Origin of the sequence: Streptomyces sp. B93 (assembly GCF_018070565.1) — a bacterium.
In the GTDB taxonomy this organism is placed as follows: Bacteria; Actinomycetota; Actinomycetes; order Streptomycetales; family Streptomycetaceae; genus Streptomyces.
In genome coordinates this window covers 21,409-36,931 of the sequence record NZ_JAGPXL010000042.1, presented here as the reverse complement: position 1 = coordinate 36,931, position 15,523 = coordinate 21,409, and the positions used below count along the sequence as shown (strand labels likewise).

The following is a 15,523-nucleotide window of genomic DNA, read 5'->3' as shown; positions in this document are numbered from 1 at the left end:
ACGTATGTGCGGACGGTATGCATCGAGTCGTAGCCCAGAGGATCTCGCAGGAATCTTTGAGATCGAGAAGTGGGACCCCGAGGAGACCCTGGCGCCCGACTACAACGTGGCTCCGACCAAGGACGTCTACGCCGTACTGGACCGCCCCTTGAAGGACGCGGACAGCCCGCGCCCGGTTCGGCAGCTGCGGAAGCTGAAGTGGGGTCTGGTCCCGTCCTGGGCCAAGACGCCCGAGGGCGCCGCCCGGATGATCAACGCGCGCGCCGAGACGGTGCACGAGAAGCCGTCGTACCGCCGGGCCTTCACCACCCGGCGCTGCATCCTGCCCGCCGACGGCTACTTCGAGTGGGTCACCGGCAAGCAGGAGCGGGACCTCGAGGTCGAGGGCAAGAAGAAGCGGCCCCGCAAGCAGCCGTACTTCGTGCTCCCGGCCGACGGTTCGGTGTTCGCGATGGCCGGGCTGTACGAGTTCTGGCGGGACCGGACGCTGCCCGACGACCACCCGCGGGCCTGGTGGGCGACCTGCTCGGTGATCACCACCGAGGCGGAGACCAGCCCGCTCGCCGTCGCCCCCGCCGACGGGCCGCGCGCCCTCGCCGACATCCACCCCCGGATGCCGCTGATGCTCACCCCGGACCGCTGGGACGCCTGGCTCGACCCGGCCCGCACCGACCCCGAGGGCCTGCGGGAACTGCTCGCGCCGCCGCCCGCCGGGCTGATGCGCGCCTACCCCGTCCCCACCGACGTCAGCAACGTCCGCAACAACGGACCGGAGCTGCTGAAGGAGCTGGCGGCACCGGAAGAGGGCACACTCTTCTAGCGTGACGAGCGAGACCACCAGTACCGAGATCATCAGCACCGACGCGGGGGAGGCCCGCGTCACCTGGCACCGGGCGCGGAAGGCACGGCTGGTCCTGGCGGTGAGCCATGGCGCGGGCGGCGGCATCGAGGCCCGCGACCTGAAGGCGCTGGCCGCCGTCCTCCCGGAGCACGGGGTGAGCGTCGCCCTCGTGGAGCAGCCCTGGCGGGTCGCCGGGAAGAAGGTCGCGCCCGCGCCGAAGACCCTGGACACCGGCTGGCGCGGGATCTGGCCCGCGGTCGCGAAGCCGGGCCTGCCGGTGATCTCCGGCGGGCGCAGCGCCGGGGCGCGGGTCGCCTGCCGCACCGCCACCGAGCTGGGCGCGCACGCCGTGCTCGCGCTGAGCTTCCCGCTGCACCCGCCGGGCAGGCCGGAGCGGTCCCGCGCCGGTGAACTGCTCGGCGCCGGGGTCCCCACCCTCGTGGTCCAGGGCGGCAACGACCCCTTCGGGCGGCCGGAGGAGTTCCCCGAGGGCGATTACGAGCTGGTCGAGGTGCCGTACGGGGATCACGGGCTGGCCGTGCCCAAGCGGGCGGACATCGGTCAGGAGGAGGCGGTGCGGATCGTCACCGACGGTGTCCTCGCGTGGACGGGGTCACTCGGGTAAAGGTTCGGGAATGCCGTGGGCCGTGTCCGTGTTGTGGCGGGCAGACACAGTTCGTAGGAGAGGAAGTCCGCCGCATGGGTTCGACCATCTGCCCGGACCGCGACAGCCGCACTGAACTGGACTGGACAGTGCTGCACGCGGCCAAGACCGCTCCTGTTCGAGCGGCGGGCGGACCGGATCGTCGTCTATCCTCCGATTCTGGTGGGACCGGTCTCGGTTCCGCCCGGACACTGGAGGAGGTGGGTCCGGTTCCCGGTACCGACGCAGGGACCGACAACGGCCAGGCGGAGCAGCCCGAGGGCCTGGGCGGCACGGGCGCGGAGTCGACCGCGGAGCGCAGTGCGCGCTTCGAGCGGGACGCGCTCGAATTCCTCGACCAGATGTACTCGGCCGCGCTGCGCATGACGCGCAATCCGGCCGATGCCGAGGACCTGGTGCAGGAGACGTACGCCAAGGCGTACGCGTCCTTCCACCAGTTCCGCGAGGGCACCAATCTGAAGGCGTGGCTGTACCGGATCCTCACCAACACCTTCATCAACTCGTACCGCAAGAAGCAGCGTGAACCGCAGCGCAGCGCGGCCGAGGAGATCGAGGACTGGCAGCTCGCGCGCGCCGAGTCGCACATGTCGACCGGTCTGCGCTCCGCCGAGTCGCAGGCGCTCGACCACCTGCCCGACTCGGACGTGAAGGAGGCCTTGCAGGCGATCCCCGAGGAATTCCGCATCGCGGTCTATCTCGCCGACGTAGAGGGCTTTGCCTACAAGGAGATCGCGGACATCATGGGGACACCCATCGGTACGGTGATGTCCCGGCTGCACCGTGGCCGCCGACAGCTGCGCGGCATGCTCGAGGACTACGCCCGCGAGCGGGGTCTGGTCCCGGCCGGTGCCGGAGAGTCGAACGAAGCGAAAGGCTCGGGCTCATGAGCTGCGGAGAGCCGCACGAGACGGATTGCAGTGAGGTACTCGATCATCTGTACGAGTTCCTCGACAGCGAGATGCCGGACGCCGATCGTGACAAGTTCAAGCAGCACTTCAGGGAGTGCTCGCCCTGTCTCGAGAAGTACGGACTCGAAGAGGCCGTGAAGAAGCTGGTCAAGCGGTGTTGCGGGCATGACGACGTACCCACCGACCTGCGCGCCAAGGTCATGGGACGACTGGATCTGATCCGCTCCGGACAGACCGTGCCCGAACACGACGTGGCCGCCGGCCCGGCCACGGCACAGGAGTCCTGACCGCCCCCCGTATCACCCGAAGGTGCTAACCCGAGGCCCAACCCGCCTCGGGTCACCCCTGTCCCCGCCTAGGCTCCGAGCCTGGAACCGACGGCCCGGCGGTGGGGAAGGGGCGGCACCCATGGAGGCGTTACCGGCGCGCGCACGCGTGTACGTCGCCTCTGTCGCCCTCGGCGCCCTGCTCTGTCTGCGCCCACTGCCCGCCGTACACACCCCCTGGTGGGCGGTCGCGCTGCTCGCCCTGCTGTACACGGGCGGTGAGCTGGTCACCCGGTGGCGCGTCGCCGGGACCTGCTACCCCGTGCTCCTCGCCGGGGCCTTCCTGCTGCCCCCGCCCGCCGCTGCCCTCGTCGCGGTGCCGGGGGCGCTGCTGTCCCATGTCGAGCAGCGGCCCGCCGCGCCCCGGCGGATCTGGCGGGCCGCCCAGCTGGCGCTCGCCGTGTGGGCCGCCGCCCGGACGCACTGGGCGCTCGGCGGGCGGGACGCGGTCGTGGCGCCCGACTTCCCCTACGCGCTGCTGCCCACGGGTGCGGCGGTGCTGGTCTTCTGCCTGGTGCTCGCCGGGCTCGACGGGGGCATCCTGGCGCTGGCCGTGCGCGTGCCGGTGCAGCGCGCCTGGCGGGGGCTGTTCCCGCGGTCGCTGGCGGCGGTCGCCGTGCACGGGCTCGCCGGGCTGATGATGGCCGTCCTCTGGCGCAGCCCCTACGGGCCCGTGGCCGCGCTGCTGGTGCTGCTGCCGATGTGGGTCTCGTGGTGGGTGTACGCCCAGTACCACCGGGAGCGTGCCGCCCACCGGGCGACGATCCGGGCGCTGGTCCAGGCCGTCGACATCAAGGACGGCTACACCCGCGGGCACGGCGAACGCGTCGGCCAGGCCTCCATGATGATCGCCCGTGAGCTGGGCATGGACGATGAGCGCGTCGAGACGCTCCGGCTCGCCGGGATCCTGCACGACGTCGGGAAGCTGGGCGTGCCCACCCGGCTGCTGCGCAAGGACGGGCCGCTGACCCCCGAGGAACGGCGGGTGATCGAACTGCACCCCGAGTACGGCCACGAGATGGTCCGGGGCATCGCCTTCCTCGGGGAGGCCCGGGCGGCCGTGCTGCACCACCACGAGCGGCTCGACGGCAGCGGGTACCCGTACGGGCTGACCGGGACGCAGATCCCCGAGTCCGCCCGGGTGGTGGCCGTCGCCGACGCCTTCGACGCGATGACGTCCACGCGCGCCTACCGCAGGGCGCGGCCCGTCCCGGTGGCGCTCGGGGAGCTGGAGCGGTGCGCGGGCGCGCAGTTCGATCCACGGATGGTGGCGGCGCTGGCGCGGGTGGTACGGCGGTCGGGCTGGGGCCCGGCGGTGACGGCCGACGAGGCGGTGGCAGGCGCCGACGAGTCGCGGGCGGGGGGCGGGGCCGTGCGGGCAGGGGGCGATGGCGGATGGGCAGGTGGTGGGGGTGCGCGGGTAGCGGGGGTTGGCGTGGGGGCGGGGGGCGGGGCTGCGTGGGCAGCGGGGGATGGTGGACGGGCAACGGGTGGGGGTGCGCGGGCAGAGGGCGATGGCGCGCGGGCGGGGGGCGGGGCTGCGCGGGCAGGAGGCGATGGTGGACGGGCAGCGGGTGAGGGTGCGTGGGCAGGGGGCGATGGTGGACGGGCAGCGGGTGAGGGTGCGTGGGCAGGGGGCGATGGCGTGCGGGCGGGGGGCGGGGCTGCGCGGGCAGCGGGTGAGGGTGCGCGGGTAGCGGGTGGCGGTGTGTCCCGTACCGGTCCGCCTCCAGGCCCAGACGGCCGCACCGGCGCCGGTCCGGCCGGAGGGCGGGTCGGGGGCGCCGTCCGGAGGTCCCCGTGAGCACGCACCGGCTGATCCACCTCTGTGCCCTCGTCCTCGCCCTCGGCTCGTTCGGACTCACCCTCTGGCACGGGCTGGAGGACCGTGGCGTCGCGCTCGCCTTCGGGGCGTTCGTCGCGGTGGGTGAGCTGACGCGGTGGAGCGCGCCCCAGCCGGGCACCCCTGCCCGGCACCCCGGCCCGCAGCCGGGTGTGGCCGCACCGCTCGCCGCCGCCGGGGCGCTGGCGTACGCGCTGCTCGGGCAGGCCGCCGGGGAGCCGACCCGGCACGGTGCCGCCCAGGTCGTGGCCGTGGTGCTGGCCGCCTCCCTCGCCGGGTGCGTGCCGCACCTGGCCCGCGGGCAGCGCGGCACGCTGGACCACCTGGCGCGCCGGGTGCTCACCGTCGGCTTCGCCGCGGTCTGCTTCCAGCCGCTCTACAACCAAGGGGTGTTCGACGCGTGGATCGGACCGGCGTACGCCCTGCTCCTGCTCGCCCTGCTGGCGCTCACCGCGCTGTGCGACGCCGTACTGGCCGCCGCGACGGCGCGCTCCCGCACCGGCTGGCCCTTCGGTCCGCTGCTCCAGGACGAGCTGCGCGGGCTGCTCGGCATCGGCTCCGCGGTCTGTGCCACCGGGGCGGTGATGGCGCTGGCGGTGGCCGTGGCGGGGCTGTGGGCGCTGCCGGTGTTCTGCCTCCCGCTGCTGCTGGTGCAGCTCGCCTTCCGGCGGTACGCCGCCGTGCGCGCCACCTACCGGCAGACCATCGCCTCCCTCGCCCGCGCCACCGAGGTGGCCGGGTACACCCCGGCCGGGCACGCCCGCCGGGTGGCCGCGCTCAGCCGGGCCGTGGGCCGGGACCTCGGGCTGACCGAGCCGGAGCTGACCGTGCTGGAGCACGCCGCCCTGATGCACGACATCGGGCAGCTGAGCCTCGTCGACCCGGTCCCGGCCGGGGCCACCGCCGGGCTGGACCCCGCCGAACAGCGGCGGATCGCGCTGCTCGGCGGGGCCGTCGTACGGCAGACCGGGGTCGATCCGGCGGTCGCGGTGGTCGTGGAGCGGCAGGCCGACCCCTGGGCGGAGCAGCCGCCGGCCGCCCGGATCGTGCGGGCCGTGAACGCCTACGAGGAGAGGGCGCGGGACGCCGGTCCCGGCGGGGCGCTGGCGGCGCTGGAGGAACTGCGGCTGGGAACCGCGGGTGACTACGCTCCCGAGGTGGTGGAGTCACTGGCCCGGGCGCTGGCCCGCGAGTCTGACCCCGCCCATGGCTGGGTAACCCATGGGTAATGAGCGCCCGTCCAGCCGTACGTGGTTTGATGCGCAGGAGAGGGTGTACCGGGGGCGCGAAAGGCACAGCCAGCCCACTGAACGGAACTGGCAGGCGGGAATCGTGAGGATCTTCGGCAAGGGACGACACCGGCCCTCCGCCTCCTGGCGGCAGGCCACGGACCGTGCGTTCACCCTGATCGGCGACGGCCGCTACGAGGACGCGGGCGCGCTGCTGACCCGGGCCGCCGACCTGGAACCCTGGCTTTCGGAGTCCTGGTTCAACCTCGCCCTGCTGCACAAGTTCCGGCACGACTGGGAGCAGGCGCGGGCCGCCGGACTGCGCGCGGTCGCCCTGCTCGACCGGGAGGCCGGGGCACCCGACTGGTGGAACGTCGGCATCGCCGCCACCGCCCTCCAGGACTGGCCGCTGGCCCGCCGCGCCTGGCAGGCGTACGGCCTGGACGTGCCCGGCGGTGCCGCCGTCTCCGGCGAGCCGGTCGGGATGGAGCTGGGCAGCGCGGCCGTACGGCTGTCGCCCGAGGGCGAGGCCGAGGTGGTGTGGGGGCGGCGGCTCGACCCCGCCCGGATCGAGGTGCTGTCGATCCCGCTGCCGTCGTCGGGGCGGCGCTGGGGCGAGGTCGTCCTGCACGACGGGGTGCCGCACGGTGAGCGGACCACCGCCGCCGGGCACAGCTACCCCGTCTTCGACGAGATCGAGCTGTGGGCGCCCTCGCCGGTGCCCACCTGGGTGGTGCTGCTGGAGGCGGCCACCGAGGCCGACCGGGACGCGCTGGAGCAGCTGGCGGCCGACGCCGGGTTCGCCGCGGAGGACTGGTCGTCGTCGGTGCGGCTGCTGTGCCGGATGTGCTCGGAGTCACGGATGCCCGCGGACGAGGGCGACGGAGAGCACCTCGACCCGCACGACCACAGTGAGCCCGGGCACCCGGGGCCGCTGGGGCACCGCACGGACGGGCAGCTGTGGGTGCCGGAGCGGGAGTGCGGGATCGCCGCGCCGGCGTCGTTGGTGCGGGGGTTGCTGGACGGGTGGGTCGCGGACAGTCCGGATTCCCGGGGCTGGCGGGATCTTGAAGAGGTGTGTTAGGGCGCGTTGTCCGGTGCGGGTGCTTGGTGGTTGATCGCGCAGTTCCCCGCGCCCCTCGCGGCGTTGCACGTACCCTGGACCAGCATCATCCCCGCTTCGTTCTTGGTTTTGTGCAGGAAGGCGTACGTCGGTCATGGCCCAGCAGGACACCGATCAGCAGCACGTGGGCGTGCTTCCCGTCGACGACGAGGGTTTCGTCGTCGACACGGAGGACTGCGAGGAGCGCGAGGCCGCCTGGCGCGAGCGCGGCACCTCGCGGCCGATCACGGTCGTCGGGAATCCCGTGCTCCACAAGGAGTGCGAGGACGTCACCGAGTTCGGCGCCGAGCTTGACCAGTTGGTCGCGGACATGTTCGCCAGCCAGCGCACCGCCGAGGGCGTGGGTCTCGCCGCCAACCAGATCGGTGTCGACCTGAAGGTCTTCGTCTACGACTGCCAGGACGACGCCGGTGTCCGGCACGTCGGCGTGGTCTGCAACCCGAAGCTGGTCGAACTGCCCGCCGACAAGCGCCGCCTCGACGACAGCAACGAGGGCTGTCTGTCGGTACCGACGGCGTACGCGTCGCTGGCCCGCCCGGACTACGCCGAGGTGACCGGGCAGGACGAGAAGGGCAACCCGATCAAGGTGCGCGGCACGGGGTACTTCGCCCGTTGCCTCCAGCACGAGACGGACCACCTCTACGGCTACCTCTACATCGACCGGCTCTCCAAGCGGGAACGCAAGGACGCGCTGCGGCAGATGGCCGAGAACGAGCCGCGCTACCCCGTGGTCGCGAACGACTGACACCTCCCGCACCCCACACGACACGGCGCCCGGTCGGGGACCCACCCCGGCCGGGCGCCGTTCGTCCCTCCGTCGCCCGTTCGACCGCCTACACCGACCAGTGATCCATAACCAGTCACACAGGGGGGATTCTCGGCACGTTGGGGTAGTGAATGGAGCAAATCCGTTCCCAGACCGGTCAGTTGTGGTGCTGAATGGAGAGTGCGGGATACGCAACGGCGCACGCCCGGCACAGCGGCAGGAGCGTGCGTCATCGGCGGCTGAAAGGGGTTCGTCTTGCACGCTTTCCCACACAGCACCACATCGACCGCTACCGCGGTCGCGGTCCCACCGTCGCTCTCTCTGCCGGTGATCGAGGCGGCCTTTCCACGGCAACTGCATCCGTATTGGCCGAGGCTCCAGGAGACAACACGCGCATGGCTCCTGGAAAAACGGCTCATGCCCCCGGACAAGGTGGCCGAATATGCCGATGGCCTGTGCTACACCGATCTGATGGCGGGGTACTACATCGGTGCCCCGGACGAGGTCATGCAGGCCATTGCCGACTACAGCACCTGGTTCTTCGTCTGGGACGACCGGCACGACCGTGACATCGTGCACCGCCGCCCGGCGGCCTGGCGGCGCCTCAAGGAGCGGCTGCACACCGCCCTCGACTCCCCCCACCACCATCTGCACCACGAGGATCCCCTGGTGGCGGCGTTCGCGGACAGTGTGCTGCGGCTGTACGCGTTCCTGCCGCACACCTGGAACGCGCGCTTCGGACGTCATTTCCACGCGGTGATCGAGGCATACGACCAGGAATTCCACAATCGCACCGAGGGGGTCGTGCCCCCGGTCGAGGAATACCTGGAACTGCGGCGGCTCACCTTCGCGCACTGGATCTGGACCGATCTGCTGGAACCGAGCGCGGGATGCGAACTCCCGGACCCGGTGCGGAAACACCCGGCATATCGGCGGGCGGCACTGCTCAGCCAGGAATTCGCCGCCTGGTACAACGACCTCTGTTCGCTGCCCAAGGAAATCGCGGGCGACGAGGTGCACAATCTCGGAATCAGTCTCATCACCCATGAGGGGCTGACCCTGGAGGAGACGGTAGCCGAATTGCGGCGGCGGATAGAGGGCTGCATATCCGAATTCTTGGTCGTCGAACGCGAGGCCTTGCGTTTCGCCGACGACCTCGCCGACGGCACCCTGCGGGGAAAGGAACTGAGCGTTGCGGTGCGGTCCTGCCTAGCGAATATGCGGAACTGGTTCAGTTCCGTCTACTGGTTCCACCACGAGTCCGGCCGGTACATGGTCGACAGCTGGGACGACCGGTCCACGCCCCCGTACGTCAACAACGAAGCGGCAGGTGAGAAATGACCGTCGAGTCAGCGAAGCCCGAGGCCGGCGTCACCACCCCGGCCCGGGAACTGCGGGAGCCACCCCTCGCGGGCGGCGGCCTCCCGCTCCTCGGCCACGGCTGGCGGCTGGTCCGCGACCCGCTGGCCTTCATGGCCGGGCTGCGCCGCCACGGCGACGTGGTCCGGCTGAGGCTCGGCCCGAAGACGGTGTACGCCGTCACCACCCCGGCGCTCACCGGCGCGCTGGCCCTCGACCCCGACTACGAGATCGACGGGCCGCTGTGGGAGTCGCTGGAGGGCCTGCTCGGCAAGGAGGGCGTCGCCACCGCCAACGGGCCCCGGCACCGGCGCCAACGGCGCACCATCCAGCCCGCGTTCCGGCTGGACGCCATCCCGGCCTACGGGCCGATCATGGAGGAGGAAGCGCACGCGCTCGCCGAGCGGTGGCGGCCCGGCGAGACGATCGACTGCACCTCGGAGTCGTTCCGGATCGCCGTGCGCATCGCGGCCCGCTGTCTGCTGCGCGGGCAGTTCATGGACGAGCGGGCGGAGCGGCTCTGTGTCGCCCTCGCCACCGTCTTCCGGGGGATGTACCGCCGGATGGTCGTCCCGCTCGGGCCGCTCTACCGGCTGCCGCTGCCCGCCAACCGTGAATTCAACCGGGCACTGGCCGATTTGCATCTCCTCGTCGACGAGATCGTCGCGGAGCGCCGGGCATCCGGTCAAAGGCCGGACGATTTGCTGACGGCATTGCTGGAGGCGAAGGACGAGAATGGCGAGCCCATCGGGGAGCAGGAGATCCACGACCAGGTCGTCGCGATACTCACCCCCGGAAGCGAAACCGTGGCCTCCACGATCATGTGGCTGCTCCAGGTTCTCGCGGAGCACCCGGAACACGCCGACAAGGTCCGGGACGAGGTTGAATCCGTAACGGGTGGTCGGCCCGTGGCATTCGACGACGTCCGCAAGCTCACCCACACCAACAATGTCGTCGTCGAGGCGATGCGTTTGCGGCCCGCCGTCTGGATTCTGACCCGGCGGGCGGTCACGGACACCGAACTCGGTGGCTATCGCATTCCGGCCGGAGCCGACATCGTGTACAGCCCGTACGCGATCCAGCGCGATGCGCGTTCATACGCCAACAACCTGGAGTTCGACCCCGACCGGTGGCTTCCGGAACGCGCCAAGGAGGTGCCGAAGTACGCCATGAGCCCGTTCAGCGTGGGCAACCGCAAGTGCCCCAGCGACCACTTCTCCATGGCCCAGCTGTCGCTGATCACCGCCGCGGTGGCCACCGCCTTCCGCCTGGAGCAGGTCCCCGGCTCCGACGACACCACCCGCGTCGGCATCACCCTGCGCCCGCACCGGCTGCTGCTGCGGCCGGTACCCCGGTGAACATCCCGTTCCGTACCGGTGGAGCGCGTGTGTAACCTCTCCCGGACACCAGGGGAGGATCATGGAACACAGCACGCGCTCCGCGCGGCGCACGACCTGGGCCGTGGCGGGCGGGGCCACGGCCCTGGTCCTGCTGACGGCCACGGGCGCCCACGCCGAAGGGGTGGGGGACGTCCGGATCACCGGCACCGTCGTCAACGGCGGCAAGAACGTCAAGGTCGGGACCAAGGCGGTGGTCACGTTCCCGATCGCCATGACCATCAAGGACGACTCGGGGGCGAAGGGGGTCAGCCGGCTCAGCGCCTTCAACTCGTCCAACGCCTACGGCTTCTTCGACTGGACCGGCACCACCTGTGTGAAGAAGTCCTCGACCACGTCCGTGTGCACGGGGACGATGAAGGTCGACCCGGCGTGGATCCCGGCCAGCGACGACATCAACTCCAACAGGATCGCGGGCACCTGGCAGGCCGCCGCCACCGTCAAGGCCAACGACGGCGACTGGTGGATCTACGACACCATCGCGCACTTCAAGGTCAAGCGCGCCTCCGCGATCACGGTCAACGCCGGACCCGAGCCGGTCGCCAAGGGCGGCACGCTCACCGTCGTGGGCAAGCTGTCGCGGGCCAGCTGGGAGAGCCTGAAGTACTACGGCTTCGGCGGGGCGGTACTGCTCCAGCACCGCCCCAGCGGCGCGTCCGACTACCGCACGGTCAAGACCGTGACGGCCGACGGGTCCGGTCTGCTGCGCACCAAGGTGACCGTCTCCTCGGCGGGCACCTGGCGCTGGTACTTCCCCGGCACGACGACGACCGCGCGGGCCGCGTCGGCCGGGGACTTCGTGGCCCTGAAGTAGGGCGGGTCGCTAGAAGTCCTCGTCCAGGTCGACCGTGCCCTCCACGGCGACCTGGTACGCGGACGGGCGGCGCTCGAAGAAGTTGGTCAGTTCCTGGACGCCCTGCAACTCCATGAAGGAGAACGGGTTCTCGGAGCCGTACACCGGGGCGAAGCCCAGGCGGGTCAGCCGCTGGTCGGCGACGCACTCCAGGTACTGGCGCATCGAGTCGGTGTTCATGCCCGGCAGGCCGTCGCCGCACAGGTCGCGCGCGAACTGCAGCTCCGCCTCGACGGCTTCCCGCAGCATGTCGGTGACCTGCTGCCCGAGCGCGTCGTCGAACAGTTCCGGCTCCTCCTTGCGGACGGTGTCGACCACGTCGAAGGCGAAGGACATGTGCATCGTCTCGTCCCGGAACACCCAGTTGGTGCCGGTCGCCAGGCCGTGCAGCAGACCCCGGCCGCGGAACCAGTACACGTACGCGAAGGCGCCGTAGAAGAACAGGCCCTCGATGCACGCGGCGAAGCAGATCAGGTTCAGCAGGAAGCGGCGGCGGTCGGCCCGGGACTCCAGGCGGTCGATCTGCTCCACCGAGTCCATCCACTTGAAGCAGAACTCCGCCTTCTCCCGGATGGAGGGGATGTTCTCGACGGCGGCGAACGCGGCGGTGCGGTCCTCCGGGTCGGGCAGGTAGGTGTCCAGCAGGGTCAGGTAGAACTGGACGTGCACGGCCTCCTCGAAGAGCTGCCGCGACAGGTACAGCCGTGCCTCGGGGGAGTTGATGTGCTTGTAGAGGGTGAGCACCAGGTTGTTCGCCACGATGGAGTCGCCCGTGGCGAAGAAGGCGACGAGGCGGCCGATCAGGTGCTGCTCGCCCGGGGTCAGCTTCGCCAGGTCGGCGACGTCGGAGTGGAGGTCGACCTCCTCCACGGTCCAGGTGTTCTTGATGGCGTCCCGGTAGCGCTCGTAGAAGTCCGGGTAGCGCATCGGACGGAGAGTCAGCTCGAAGCCGGGGTCGAGCAGGTTGGTGTTGCGGCTGGTCATCACTGGCAGGCCTCGCAGGACTCGGGGTTTTCCAGGGAGCAGGCGACCGCCTCGGGGGCCGGGACCGTCGCCTGGGCGGCGCGGGCGATCCGGGTGGCGGGGCGGGAGCGCAGGTAGTACGTCGTCTTCAGACCGGACTTCCAGGCGTACGCGTACATCGAGGAGAGCTTGCCGATGGTCGGCGTCTCCAGGAACAGGTTCAGCGACTGCGACTGGTCCAGGAACGGGGTGCGGGCGGCGGCCATGTCGATCAGGCCGCGCTGCGGGATCTCCCACGCCGTGCGGTACAGCCGCCGTACGTCCTCGGGGATCCAGGAGAAGTCCCGCACCGAGCCGTTCGCCTCGCGCAGTGCCTCCCGGGTGCGGGCGTCCCACACGCCGAGCCGCTTCAGGTCGTCCACCAGGTACGAGTTGACCTGGAGGAACTCACCGGACAGCGTCTCGCGCTTGAACAGGTTGGACACCTGCGGCTCGATGCACTCGTACACGCCCGCGATCGAGGCGATCGTCGCGGTGGGGGCGATGGCCAGCAGCAGGGAGTTGCGCATGCCGACCGCCGCGATCCGCGTCCGCAGCGCCGCCCAGCGCTCCGGCCAGGTCAGTTCGGTGTCGTAGTGGTCGGGGTGCAGGACGCCCCGGGCGGCGCGGGTCTTCTCCCAGGCGGGCAGCGGACCGTTGCGTTCGGCGAGGTCGGCGGAGGCCTCGTACGCGGCGAGCATGATCCGCTCGGCGATCCGGGTGGACAGCGCCTTCGCCTCCGGTGAGTCGAAGGGCAGCCGCAGCTTGAAGAAGACGTCCTGGAGGCCCATCACGCCCAGGCCCACCGGGCGCCAGCGGGCGTTGGAGCGGCCCGCCTGCTCGGTCGGGTAGAAGTTGATGTCGACCACGCGGTCGAGGAAGGTGACGGCGGTGCGGACGGTGGCGTCCAGGCGCTCCCAGTCGATGTCCGTGCCGGTCACGAAGGCGCCCAGGTTGACCGAGCCCAGGTTGCACACGGCCGTCTCGCCGTCGCTGGTGACCTCCAGGATCTCCGTGCAGAGGTTGGAGGAGTGGACGACGTGGCCCGGCTCGGCGGTCTGGTTGGCCGTGCGGTTGGCGGCGTCCTTGAAGGTCATCCAGCCGTTGCCGGTCTGCGCGAGGGTACGCATCATCCGGCCGTACAGGTCCCGGGCCGGGAGGGTCTTCTTCGCCAGGCCCCGTGCCTCGGCGGACCGGTAGGCGGTGTCGAACTCCGCGCCCCACAGGTCGACCAGCTCGGGCACGTCGGACGGGGAGAACAGGGACCACACCCCGTCCTCGGCGACCCGGCGCATGAACTCGTCCGGCACCCAGTGCGCGAGGTTGAGGTTGTGGGTGCGACGGGCGTCCTCACCGGTGTTGTCCCGCAGCTCCAGGAACTCCTCGATGTCGGAGTGCCAGGTCTCCAGGTAGACAGCCGCCGCGCCCTTGCGCCGACCGCCCTGGTTCACCGCCGCCACCGAGGCGTCAAGGGTCTTCAGGAACGGGACGATGCCGTTGGAGTGCCCGTTGGTGCCCCGGATCAGGGAGCCCCGGGAACGGACGCGGCTGTACGACAGCCCGATGCCACCGGCGTGCTTGGAGAGCCGGGCGACCTGGTGGTAGCGCTCGTAGAGGGAGTCCAGCTCGTCCTTGGGGGAGTCCAGCAGGTAGCAGGACGACATCTGGGGGTGGCGGGTGCCGGAGTTGAAGAGGGTGGGGGAGGAGGGCAGGTAGTCCAGGCGGCTCATCAGGCTATAGAGCGCGGCGACCTCGTCGACGGACCGGCGGCTGTCGTCCTCGGCGAGACCGGCGGCGACGCGCAGCAGGAAGTGCTGCGGGGTCTCGATGACCCGACGGGTGATCGGGTGCCGGAGCAGATAGCGGGAGTGCAGGGTGCGCAGCCCGAAGTAGCCGAAGCGGTCGTCGGCGCCCGGGTCGACGAGCGCGTCCAGGCGGGCGGCGTGGACGCGCACGAACTCCGCGGTGCGGTCGGCGATGAGGCCCTCGCGGTGGCCGGTCCGCACCGACTCGGTGAAGGAGGTGACGCCCTGCGAGGCCGCCTCGGCGCGGATGGCGAGGGTCAGCAGCCGGGCGGCCAGCCGCGAGTAGGCGGGGTCCTCCGAGATCAGCCCGGCGGCGGCCTCGGTGGCCAGCTCCCGCAGCTCCGTCGCGTCGGCCCGGGCGGACCGGCCGCGCAGCGCGGCGGCGGCGACCCGGCCGGGGTCCGCGTCGGGCAGGTCGGCGGTCAGCTCGGTCAGGGTCCGCAACAGCGCGGCGCCGGGCCCGTCCTCGTCGACGGGGACGGGTGCGGGGGCCGCTGAAGCGGGGTCGGCTGGCGCGATGGTCACGTGGGGCTCTCCGCTCGGCACGGGGCCTTGCGGGAGGGCAGGGGGCAGCTCACGAGCGCGCGCGGCGTCGCGTCCACCGGCCCACTCCACGAGGCCCGGACGTCATGGCACCCGGGCCGGTCGGCCGGGCGCACTGTCGGCAGGTCCTCGGACTGAAGCCCGTGCGCGAACGAACACGCACAAGTACACCGTTGCGGGACAGTTCCGGATTCGCACCGGATTCCCCTGCGGCGACAGCGAGCATGAGCATACATCTTGTGCCGGGGCGCCGTGCTACCCCCAGATGTTGTGGCGCGCCGGTTTCAGAGCGTCAGTTTGTAGGTGAGCAGAGTGATGTCGTCCAGCTCCGGGAGCGGGTTCCAGTCGCGGTCCGGGGTGCGGGTGAAGCCCAAACGTTCGTAGACGCGGTGGGCGCTGTGCATGGTGCGCTGGGTCGACAGGACGATGCCCGTGCAGCCGTCGGTGGCGCGGGCGCGGTCGACGCAGGCGCGGACGAGGGCCTCGCCGGCGCCGCGGCCGCGGGCCTCCTTGGCGACGGCCAGCATCCTTATCTCGGCCTCGCCGGGGCGGGCGATGTCCGACATGGGGCCGGGGGCCGGTACGAAGGTGACGCCGCCGAGGACTCGGCCGTCGGCGGTCGCCACGAGGACCTGGGCGGTGGCGGCGCGTTTGGTGACGTCCCTCAGTTCGTGGAGGTAGGCGTCGCTCTCGCCGAAGTCGAGGAGGCCGTCGTGGAGGTAGGCGTGTGCGGTGATCTCTCCGAGAGTGCTGTGTTCGGTGGGGTCAATGGGGCGGATCCGGATGTCCATGGGGGTGAGTGTGAACGAGAGCGGGCCGCCGTAGCACTCGCTTTAGGCGGCCCGCTGCGGGTTGCGGGGGGTG

13 protein-coding genes, 1 pseudogene and 1 riboswitch are annotated in these 15,523 nt (G+C 71.3%); of the genes and pseudogenes, 11 read left to right on the top strand and 3 right to left on the bottom strand.

The annotated features are described in order from the left end of the window. Nucleotides 1–4 precede the first annotated feature (4 nt). From KBY47_RS29090 to KBY47_RS29040, 11 genes and pseudogenes are all read left to right on the top strand, one after another. Nucleotides 5–820 carry an SOS response-associated peptidase gene (locus tag KBY47_RS29090; protein ID WP_210926175.1) on the top strand — a complete coding sequence of 272 codons (816 nt, stop codon included), beginning with the start codon at nucleotides 5–7 and terminating at the stop codon, nucleotides 818–820. Nucleotide 821: 1 nt separating this feature from the next. Continuing rightward, complete coding sequence (locus KBY47_RS29085) at nucleotides 822–1,466, top strand: alpha/beta family hydrolase (RefSeq protein ID WP_210926173.1); 645 nt, start codon at nucleotides 822–824, stop codon at nucleotides 1,464–1,466. 239 nt (nucleotides 1,467–1,705) lie between these two features. Further along, nucleotides 1,706–2,392, top strand: coding sequence for an RNA polymerase sigma factor SigR (sigR, locus tag KBY47_RS29080; RefSeq protein WP_210926231.1), 687 nt, complete (start codon nucleotides 1,706–1,708; stop codon nucleotides 2,390–2,392). Further along, nucleotides 2,389–2,700, top strand: a complete 312-nt coding sequence (rsrA, locus tag KBY47_RS29075) for a mycothiol system anti-sigma-R factor (RefSeq protein ID WP_210926171.1) — start codon at nucleotides 2,389–2,391, stop codon at nucleotides 2,698–2,700. Before sigR ends, rsrA begins: the two co-directional genes overlap by 4 nt. Before the next feature lie 121 nt (nucleotides 2,701–2,821). Beyond that, nucleotides 2,822–4,069: pseudogene (locus KBY47_RS29070) on the top strand (HD-GYP domain-containing protein); the annotation flags it as partial. Nucleotides 4,070–4,539: 470 nt separating this feature from the next. Continuing rightward, nucleotides 4,540–5,811, top strand: a complete 1,272-nt coding sequence (locus KBY47_RS29065; RefSeq protein WP_210926169.1) for an HD domain-containing protein — start codon at nucleotides 4,540–4,542, stop codon at nucleotides 5,809–5,811. Between the two features lie 103 nt (nucleotides 5,812–5,914). Next, nucleotides 5,915–6,895, top strand: coding sequence for a hypothetical protein (locus KBY47_RS29060; RefSeq protein WP_210926167.1), 981 nt, complete (start codon nucleotides 5,915–5,917; stop codon nucleotides 6,893–6,895). 133 nt (nucleotides 6,896–7,028) lie between these two features. After that, complete coding sequence (gene def / locus KBY47_RS29055) at nucleotides 7,029–7,679, top strand: peptide deformylase (RefSeq protein WP_210926165.1); 651 nt, start codon at nucleotides 7,029–7,031, stop codon at nucleotides 7,677–7,679. 276 nt (nucleotides 7,680–7,955) lie between these two features. Continuing rightward, a complete protein-coding gene (cyc1, locus tag KBY47_RS29050) occupies nucleotides 7,956–9,041 on the top strand; it encodes an epi-isozizaene synthase (protein WP_210926163.1) in 1,086 nt (361 codons plus the stop codon). Beyond that, nucleotides 9,038–10,417: a cytochrome P450 gene (locus tag KBY47_RS29045; protein WP_210926161.1), complete on the top strand. Its 1,380-nt coding sequence runs from the start codon at nucleotides 9,038–9,040 to the stop codon at nucleotides 10,415–10,417. The genes cyc1 and KBY47_RS29045 overlap by 4 nt, the downstream gene beginning before the upstream one ends. A 61-nt stretch (nucleotides 10,418–10,478) precedes the next feature. Then, nucleotides 10,479–11,270: a hypothetical protein gene (locus KBY47_RS29040; protein ID WP_247695393.1), complete on the top strand. Its 792-nt coding sequence runs from the start codon at nucleotides 10,479–10,481 to the stop codon at nucleotides 11,268–11,270. A 9-nt stretch (nucleotides 11,271–11,279) separates the two neighbouring features. On the opposite strand, the gene KBY47_RS29035 is transcribed toward KBY47_RS29040, so the two are convergent. The 3 genes from KBY47_RS29035 to KBY47_RS29025 all read right to left on the bottom strand — a co-directional run bounded on the left by KBY47_RS29035 (nucleotide 11,280) and on the right by KBY47_RS29025 (nucleotide 15,450). After that, complete coding sequence (locus tag KBY47_RS29035; RefSeq protein WP_210926153.1) at nucleotides 11,280–12,293, bottom strand: ribonucleotide-diphosphate reductase subunit beta; 1,014 nt, start codon at nucleotides 12,291–12,293, stop codon at nucleotides 11,280–11,282. After that, nucleotides 12,293–14,641: a ribonucleoside-diphosphate reductase subunit alpha gene (locus KBY47_RS29030; protein WP_210926150.1), complete on the bottom strand. Its 2,349-nt coding sequence runs from the start codon at nucleotides 14,639–14,641 to the stop codon at nucleotides 12,293–12,295. Before KBY47_RS29030 ends, KBY47_RS29035 begins: the two co-directional genes overlap by 1 nt. A 142-nt stretch (nucleotides 14,642–14,783) precedes the next feature. After that, nucleotides 14,784–14,866: riboswitch (cobalamin riboswitch) on the bottom strand. Between the two features lie 77 nt (nucleotides 14,867–14,943). After that, nucleotides 14,944–15,450: a GNAT family N-acetyltransferase gene (locus KBY47_RS29025; RefSeq protein ID WP_210926148.1), complete on the bottom strand. Its 507-nt coding sequence runs from the start codon at nucleotides 15,448–15,450 to the stop codon at nucleotides 14,944–14,946. Between the last annotated feature and the right edge of the window lie 73 nt (nucleotides 15,451–15,523).

Coding starts and splice junctions, on each gene's coding strand:
- KBY47_RS29090 (WP_210926175.1), top strand. CDS start 5: ATGTGCGGACGGTATGCATCGAGTCGTAGCCCAGAGGATCTCGCAGGA.
- rsrA (WP_210926171.1), top strand. CDS start 2,389: ATGAGCTGCGGAGAGCCGCACGAGACGGATTGCAGTGAGGTACTCGAT.
- def (WP_210926165.1), top strand. CDS start 7,029: ATGGCCCAGCAGGACACCGATCAGCAGCACGTGGGCGTGCTTCCCGTC.
- KBY47_RS29045 (WP_210926161.1), top strand. CDS start 9,038: ATGACCGTCGAGTCAGCGAAGCCCGAGGCCGGCGTCACCACCCCGGCC.
- KBY47_RS29040 (WP_247695393.1), top strand. CDS start 10,479: ATGGAACACAGCACGCGCTCCGCGCGGCGCACGACCTGGGCCGTGGCG.
- KBY47_RS29035 (WP_210926153.1), bottom strand. CDS start 12,293: ATGACCAGCCGCAACACCAACCTGCTCGACCCCGGCTTCGAGCTGACT.
- KBY47_RS29025 (WP_210926148.1), bottom strand. CDS start 15,450: ATGGACATCCGGATCCGCCCCATTGACCCCACCGAACACAGCACTCTC.